Annotated in this window: 7 protein-coding genes and 3 tRNA genes; all 10 read left to right on the top strand. The window is 32.3% G+C overall.

What is annotated here, in order from left to right; all coding sequences use genetic code 11:
• Positions 1–114: 114 nt before the first annotated feature.
• Positions 115–194, top strand: a tRNA-Leu gene (locus AC1DCD_RS08085).
• A gap of 46 nt (positions 195–240) precedes the next feature.
• Positions 241–323 (top strand) — tRNA-Leu (locus tag AC1DCD_RS08080).
• A 43-nt stretch (positions 324–366) separates the two neighbouring features.
• Positions 367–439: transfer RNA gene (locus AC1DCD_RS08075), tRNA-Gly, on the top strand.
• 32 nt (positions 440–471) lie between these two features.
• The gene (locus AC1DCD_RS08070; protein ID WP_019035420.1) at positions 472–1,011 is read left to right on the top strand and encodes a hypothetical protein; all 540 of its coding nucleotides are present in this window, start codon (positions 472–474) and stop codon (positions 1,009–1,011) included.
• Positions 1,012–1,056: 45 nt separating this feature from the next.
• On the top strand, positions 1,057–1,470 hold the full coding sequence (locus AC1DCD_RS08065) for a single-stranded DNA-binding protein (protein WP_008448945.1): 414 nt from the start codon (positions 1,057–1,059) through the stop codon (positions 1,468–1,470).
• Entirely contained in the window at positions 1,470–2,792 is a 1,323-nt protein-coding gene (gene gldE / locus AC1DCD_RS08060) for a gliding motility-associated protein GldE (RefSeq protein ID WP_008448979.1), read from the top strand. The genes AC1DCD_RS08065 and gldE overlap by 1 nt, the downstream gene beginning before the upstream one ends.
• On the top strand, positions 2,782–3,297 hold the full coding sequence (locus AC1DCD_RS08055; protein WP_464639895.1) for a 4'-phosphopantetheinyl transferase family protein: 516 nt from the start codon (positions 2,782–2,784) through the stop codon (positions 3,295–3,297). The genes gldE and AC1DCD_RS08055 overlap by 11 nt, the downstream gene beginning before the upstream one ends.
• A 96-nt stretch (positions 3,298–3,393) precedes the next feature.
• Positions 3,394–4,881 (top strand): glycosyltransferase family 2 protein, encoded by a 1,488-nt coding sequence (locus tag AC1DCD_RS08050; RefSeq protein WP_464639893.1) that lies wholly within the window; start codon positions 3,394–3,396, stop codon positions 4,879–4,881.
• Positions 4,882–4,886: 5 nt separating this feature from the next.
• A complete protein-coding gene (locus AC1DCD_RS08045; RefSeq protein ID WP_464639891.1) occupies positions 4,887–5,804 on the top strand; it encodes a DUF4922 domain-containing protein in 918 nt (305 codons plus the stop codon).
• A gap of 13 nt (positions 5,805–5,817) precedes the next feature.
• On the top strand, positions 5,818–7,146 hold the full coding sequence (locus AC1DCD_RS08040; RefSeq protein WP_464639889.1) for a SpoIID/LytB domain-containing protein: 1,329 nt from the start codon (positions 5,818–5,820) through the stop codon (positions 7,144–7,146).
• Positions 7,147–7,149: the final 3 nt, after the last annotated feature.

The following is a 7,149-nucleotide window of genomic DNA, read 5'->3' as shown; positions in this document are numbered from 1 at the left end:
CAATAGCTCAGTTGGTAGAGCACGACCTTGCCAAGGTCGGGGTCGCGAGTTCGAGTCTCGTTTGCCGCTCTTTTTTTATTGAAACACAAATAAGTTCTTAGAATCTTGTAGTAAGCCCAGGTGGCGGAATGGTAGACGCGCACGTTTCAGGTGCGTGTGTTTATAACGTGCAGGTTCGAGTCCTGTTCTGGGCACAGAACTTATGATATGATGTATCAAATGGTACAATATTTATATATTGGAGAGGTGGCGGAATGGTAGACGCGCTACTTTGAGGGGGTAGTGAAAATTGTTTCGTGGGAGTTCGAGTCTCCTCCTCTTCACGTGAGTAAGTTTGTAACTACTTACTATTTATTATATATAATTGCGGCAATAGCTCAGTTGGTAGAGCACGACCTTGCCAAGGTCGGGGTCGCGAGTTCGAGTCTCGTTTGCCGCTCTTTTTTTTGTAGCAAATAAAGCATTATCCACATGAATTTATACATCCGATATTTTGATAGTGAAGTTTTAGTACATAATGCGGATGAGGCATTAGATTTCTTAAGTTCAATCCCAGAGATACAGATAACAAGAGATTTAGAGGCGGACATTAGGGGTTATGCTTCTAATGACATATTTTATCCAAAGCGCTATAAGGTAAGGCCACGTGTTTATTTTATAGTAATAAAAACAGAAGCTGAAACAATGGAGGATTTTAAAAATAAGAAGGCAGTACGGTCTATATCTGCGTCGTCAAATCAGAAAAAAGAAAGTGCTGTACAAAATTTGACTTTAAATAGAGAAGGTTGGTATGAAGGTGAGCTTACTTTTAAACGTGTAGTAATGATACCTTCTTCAGGTAAACATGAGTATCGTGATACTACGTTTATTGCTCGTTGTAAAGCTCTTTCAGGATGGGATTGTTATCAGCGATTGGTAGATTATCTAAAAACTCGAGTAGATGACCGTAGTCAGTTCCCATCTGCTAAGGGTAAGAATTTTAGGTTTAAGTATTTAGGTCTTTGGAAATAAATTTATAAAAATATTTTTAGGTTTTGTTTTATCTGTTTATGTGTAATGAATAAAGTAATGTTAATAGGTAATGTTGGTAAAGATCCTGAAATACGTTATTTTGATGCAGATGAGTGTGTAGCGTCTTTTACTTTAGCAACTACAGAGAGGGGTTATGTTTTGCCTAATGGAACGCAAGTACCTAATCGTACAGATTGGCATAATATTATTTTATTCAAACATTTGGCTAAATATGCTGAAAAATATATTCATAAAGGCGATAAAATATTTGTAGAAGGAAGAATACGTAATCGTTCTTATGATGATAAGAAAGGTGTACGACGTGTTATTACAGAGATTTATGCAGAGAACTTAGAATGGTTAGCAGCACCTCGTAAGATGGTTGATGAAGTTGTAAAAACAAATGCTCCCGCTGATGGTTCTTATGCAGATGAGGACAAATCTAAACTACCCTTTTAATGATAGGTCTATTATTAGGTATTTCTTCGTATATTGAAATTCATAATTTAGAGCTAAGTACTAGTATAGCTTTATTTATAACTATAGCTCTATTGTTTTGTTCAGGTTTTGCCAGCGGGTCTGAAATAGCTTTTTTTAGTTTAACTCCCAGGGATTTAGATAAGATAGATTTAGAAAAGTCGGCAGTAGATGTTAAAGTAAACAATCTAAGAAATGATAGTGAGCGTACTTTAGCAACTATATTAATACTTAACACTTTGGTTAATGTAACAATAATATTGTTATGTAATTATATATTTAGTAAGCTAGTTACTTTTAAAGCAGAATGGATAGAGATGCTTTGTATTACAGTATTACTAACTTTTATATTATTGCTTTTTGGTGAAATAATGCCCAAAATGTATACAAGAATCAATCCTTTGGCTTTTTGTCGACGTAGTGCGAGTATATTGATATTACTTCGTCAGTGTTTTCGTCCTTTGGTATATTTCCTTCTTAAAAGTGGAACTTTTGCAGGTAGAGTAATTCATAAGGAAAGTTATCTGTTATCTATGGACGAACTTGAACAAGCTCTGAAACTAACGGATAAGAACGATCTTAAAGATGAACAAAGTATGCTTCGTGGAATTATTCGTTTTGGTGATGAAACAGCAAAAGAGATAATGACAAGTAGGCAAGATATAGTTGCTTTAGATATTAGTAGTACTTATGTATTTGTTTTGCAGAGTATAGTAGATAATAATTATTCCAGAATCCCTGTTTTTCAAGATAGTATAGATAACATTAGAGGTATTTTATATATTAAGGATTTATTACCTCATTTATCAAAAGGCAATACTTTTAGATGGCAGAGCTTGATAAGACCCCCTTATTTTGTACCTGAAACAAAGAAGATAGATGATCTCTTGCGCGATTTTCAGTCAAATAAAGTACATATAGCTACGGTGGTAGATGAGTTTGGAGGTACTAGTGGGATAATTACTTTAGAGGATATCTTAGAAGAAATAGTAGGAGAGATCAATGACGAATTTGATGAAGATGAGAAAACTTATACACGCCTTAATGCAAATACTTATATTTTTGAGGGTAAAACCTTATTAAGTGATTTCACTAAAATTATAAAAGTTGATGATGAAGAGTTTGCAGAGATAGAAGGAGAGGCTGATTCTTTAGCCGGGTTACTTCTTGAATTGAAGGGGAATTTCCCTCTCGTACATGAAAAGTTGACTTATAGAAATTATTTATTTGAGGTGCTTGAACTTGATGGAAGGCGAATAAGTAAGATAAAGGTTACTATACATTCAATAGAAAATGAGTCTTAGTGATGTTAAAATCATAAGAATTCCAGATATAATTATAGGTATTCTTCCTATAAATGGTAGAGGGCATGAAGCAGAGGTTGCAACAGTCTTATCTTTATTGCAAATTATTTTACAAAAGAGAGTAAATGTAATGCATAATAAAGATGGAAAACCATTTATAGAAGGATATAATATAAGTATATCTCATACACAAGGATGGGCAACTGTGATATTATCTGAAAAACATAATGTTGGTATTGATATAGAATATAAAAGTGATAGGGTTTGCAGGGTGGCTAAAAGATTTTTACGTGATGACGAGCCTTATATTAAAACAAATGATATTTTATATGTATGGTGTGCTAAAGAGAGTTTGTATAAACTTCATTCATCTTTACATTTAGGATTCCAAGATATGCGTGTTGATGTAGAAGCTGCTGTTATTTATGATTTACGAACAAGAAAAAGTATTCCTATTTTGCATTATTCTACGTCAAACTATTTATTAACTTATGTATGGGAGTAAAATTTGTTTATTCTGAATTTTTAAATAATTGCTTTTATTATAGATTTTGATTGTTTACTAAAAATATATACTTTTGTAATATAAAAAAATTAATCTATGATAAAGGATATGAAAGTAGATTGTTTCCTTCCTTATTTGGAAGGAGCAAATAATGAAAAAATAATAGAAGATATATCTGGTTGTGATGAGGTAAATGAAGTGAATATTTTTTATTCTAAAGATATTAAATTGCAGCCAGCATTGTTAGCTAATACTAATGCAATATATATAGATAATATATTTTCGACGTCTACTATAAAGTTATTAGCAGAAAAAACTAATAGTGAGTATACTTTATTTTGTTTTAATAAAGCTAACTTAACATTTGGGGAAAATTCTATAAAAAGATTACTTTCTGTAGCTATATATACAAATGCAGAAATGGTATATAGTGATTATTATTCTGTATTAGAAGGTAATATTACACAGCATCCTGTTATTGATTATCAATTTGGTAGTTTACGTAATGATTTCGATTTTGGTTCTGTAGTACTTATAAAAACATCTACATTGAAGTTATGGGCAGAGGAAGATTCTACAAATTATAAATATGCAGGTTGGTATAGTTTGCGATTGTTTTTGAGTCGGCAAGGTGAACTTTTTCATCTTAATGAATATCTATATAATGAAACGAATATAGATTTGCGGAACAGTGGCGAAAAGCAATTTGATTATGTAAATCCTTCTAATCGCGATGTACAGATAGAAATGGAAAAGGTTTTTACAGAACATCTTCGTAAAATAGGTGGGTGGATAGATGTTACAAAATATAAAACACCGGTTTTAGAAGGTTATACTTTTCCTGTAGAAGCTTCTGTTATAATTCCAGTTTTTAATCGTGTAAAAACAATTACGGACGCTATCAATTCTGTAATTACACAAAAAGCTAATTTTAAATTTAATGTTATTATAGTAGATAACCATTCTAATGATGGTACTACTATGGCTATAGAACAATTTGCAAAACAAGATAATCGTATTGTACATCTAATACCTGAAAGATATGATTTAGGTATAGGGGGATGTTGGAATTATGCTTTAGAAAGTCCTTTATGTGGGAAGTTTGCAGTTCAGTTAGATAGTGATGATCTTTACTCAGGAGATAATGTCTTGCAGTACATTATAGATCAGTTTTATACTCAAAGGGCTGCTATGCTTATAGGCTCTTATCGAATGTGTGATTTTCAGCTTAATACTATACCTCCAGGATTAATTGATCATAGAGAATGGACCGAAAATAATGGATGTAATAATGCTTTACGTATAAATGGGTTAGGTGCACCTCGTGCGTTTTTTACTCCTATTGCACGTAAACTAAAATTCCCTAATACTAGTTATGGCGAAGATTATGCGATGGAATTAGCTATTAGTCGTGAATATCGTATTGCACGCATATACGAAGAATTATATCTTTGTCGTCGTTGGATAGGTAATAGTGATTCCTCATTAAGTATTGACAAACAGAATGTTAATAATCTTTATAAGGATCGTATTCGTACTATAGAATTAAAGGCTCGTTTATTAAAAAATATGGAGGAAAAGTAATATTTATGAGTGATTTAACTTGTTTTTATGAAGAGCAATTAGTTTTATGGCAAGATGTTAAACAACGTTTTAATGATTTACAGCATATAAGGATAAGGTCTTTAGGAAAACTAAAAGCGCAATTTAATCCTTCGCGTATGATAAGTACGGGAGCTAAAATTGATAGGCTTATTATAGAAAAACGACCTTGCTTTTTGTGTGCTGTAAATAGACCTAAAGAGCAAATAGTAAAGTCTTTTAATAGTCATTTTGATATTTTGATTAATCCTTTTCCTATTCTTCCAAAACATTTTACAATACCTTCTATAAGACATGAGCCACAACAAATAAAGAACAGTTTTATAGAAATGCTTCAATTTGTAGAAGAATATGCTGAAGAAATTGTTTTTTATAATGGTCCATTTTGTGGAGCGAGTGCTCCTGATCACTTACATTTTCAAGCAGTGCCTAAGATAATGTTACCTGTGTATGAAAATTGGAACGCATTGGCTAAAACTTCAGAAGAAGTTCTTTTTAGAGAAGATGCGAAAGTATTGTATGTAAAAGATTATGTTTGCCCACTTATAGCTATAACTGGTTTGGATATAAATAGTATTGTTTTTTTGTTTAATAGAATATATAAAGAGCTTCCTTTACCAAAAAGCAATGTAGAGCCAATGATGAATATTATGTCTTGGAAAGAGGAGGATTTTTTTGTTACTTTGATATTCCCTCGTCTTAAACATCGGCCAAATTGTTATTATGGAAAATATACAGAACAATGTTTAGTGAGTCCAGGCGCTATAGATATGGGCGGACTTATAATTTTGCCGCGTAAGGAAGATTTTGATACCATTACCCCTTTACAAGCTGTTTCTATTCTAAAGGAAGTAACTTTAGCACCAGAAGATGTAGAAAAAGTACTTAGTCAACTAAAAAAATAATTATATAGCGATTATGATATATTCAGAAGAACCTATTGTAACTGTTGGTATATTGAGTAATAAGACAATTACTTTTTCTCTAACTAATGATTTTATGTTAAATGGAAGTAAAAAGGTTTCTGGTACTTATGTAGCAGAGCTTGTAGATGATAAAATTTGTTTAGAAGATGTTTTTTATTCAGAATTATTATTCGTACCAATTAAAGAAAGTTCTATATTTACATTGCAAGATGTAGTAATAGGGCTGAATTTTCATTGGCAGCGTAAAGAAGATCAAACTTTTAAAGGTAGTTTGCGTTTGGTAGTGGGTAATAGCAGTATATATGCTATAAATGAAATAAAAGTGGAAAATTATCTTTATAGTGTTATATCTAGTGAAATGCGTGCTACTTCATCACTTGAATTCCTTAAGGCTCATGCTGTTATTTCTCGTAGTTGGTTGTTATCGCAGATTGCAAATAGAAAGAAAGTCAAAGAGAACATCTCACAACATAATTTTATTGAAAATTCTAAAAAGATTATTCGGTGGTATGAGCGTTCGGAACATACTCTTTTTGATGTGTGTGCTGATGATCATTGTCAACGTTATCAGGGGCTTGGGCGTGCAATAAGTGTATTTGCAAAACAAGCCATTGATGCAACGCGTGGAGAGGTGTTAACATATAATGGAGAATTATGTGATGCTCGGTTTTCTAAGTGTTGTGGAGGTGTTACTGAGAATTTTGAATATTGTTGGAATAATATAAAGTATCCTTATCTAAGATCCATTGTAGATACAAGTATAGATAAAAGAGGTTTTTTACCAGATCTTACGAAAGAGGCTATAGCAGAGGAATGGATAAAAACAAGTCCAAAAGCATTTTGTAATACTAAAGATAAGTTAGTCCTTCGTCAGGTGCTTAATGATTACGATCAGGAAACTACAGATTTTTATCGCTGGGAAATATCTTATACACAAACTGAGCTTAGTTCTTTATTAGAAGAAAAATTAGGTATTAAGTTTGGGCAGATACTTTCTCTTAATCCTTTAAAACGTGGTAAGAGTGGGAGATTATATGAGATGGAGATAGAAGGAACAGAACGCTCTATAATATTGGGGAAAGAACTTGAGATACGACGCGTTTTAAGTAAAAGCCATCTTTACAGTTCGGCTTTTGTAGTAGAAAAGAAAGATTTATTAGAAGGTGTACCACAACTTTTCAAAATAATAGGAGCAGGCTGGGGACATGGGGTAGGTCTTTGTCAGATAGGTGCAGCAGTTATGGGGTCTCAAGGTTATGATTATAAACAAATACTTTCTCATTATTATTCAGATTCTGTATTAACACGCTTGTATCATTAAAAG

The organism is Prevotella sp. C0209C1 (assembly GCF_056583855.1).
This window is presented reverse-complemented; position numbering and strand designations above follow the sequence as displayed.

Bases quoted from the DNA above. Each gene is read 5' to 3' on its own strand.
- AC1DCD_RS08050 (WP_464639893.1), top strand. From the start codon at position 3,394: ATGATAAAGGATATGAAAGTAGATTGTTTCCTTCCTTATTTGGAAGGA.
- AC1DCD_RS08040 (WP_464639889.1), top strand. From the start codon at position 5,818: ATGATATATTCAGAAGAACCTATTGTAACTGTTGGTATATTGAGTAAT.
- AC1DCD_RS08070 (WP_019035420.1), top strand. From the start codon at position 472: ATGAATTTATACATCCGATATTTTGATAGTGAAGTTTTAGTACATAAT.
- AC1DCD_RS08065 (WP_008448945.1), top strand. From the start codon at position 1,057: ATGAATAAAGTAATGTTAATAGGTAATGTTGGTAAAGATCCTGAAATA.
- AC1DCD_RS08055 (WP_464639895.1), top strand. From the start codon at position 2,782: ATGAGTCTTAGTGATGTTAAAATCATAAGAATTCCAGATATAATTATA.
- gldE (WP_008448979.1), top strand. From the start codon at position 1,470: ATGATAGGTCTATTATTAGGTATTTCTTCGTATATTGAAATTCATAAT.
- AC1DCD_RS08045 (WP_464639891.1), top strand. From the start codon at position 4,887: ATGAGTGATTTAACTTGTTTTTATGAAGAGCAATTAGTTTTATGGCAA.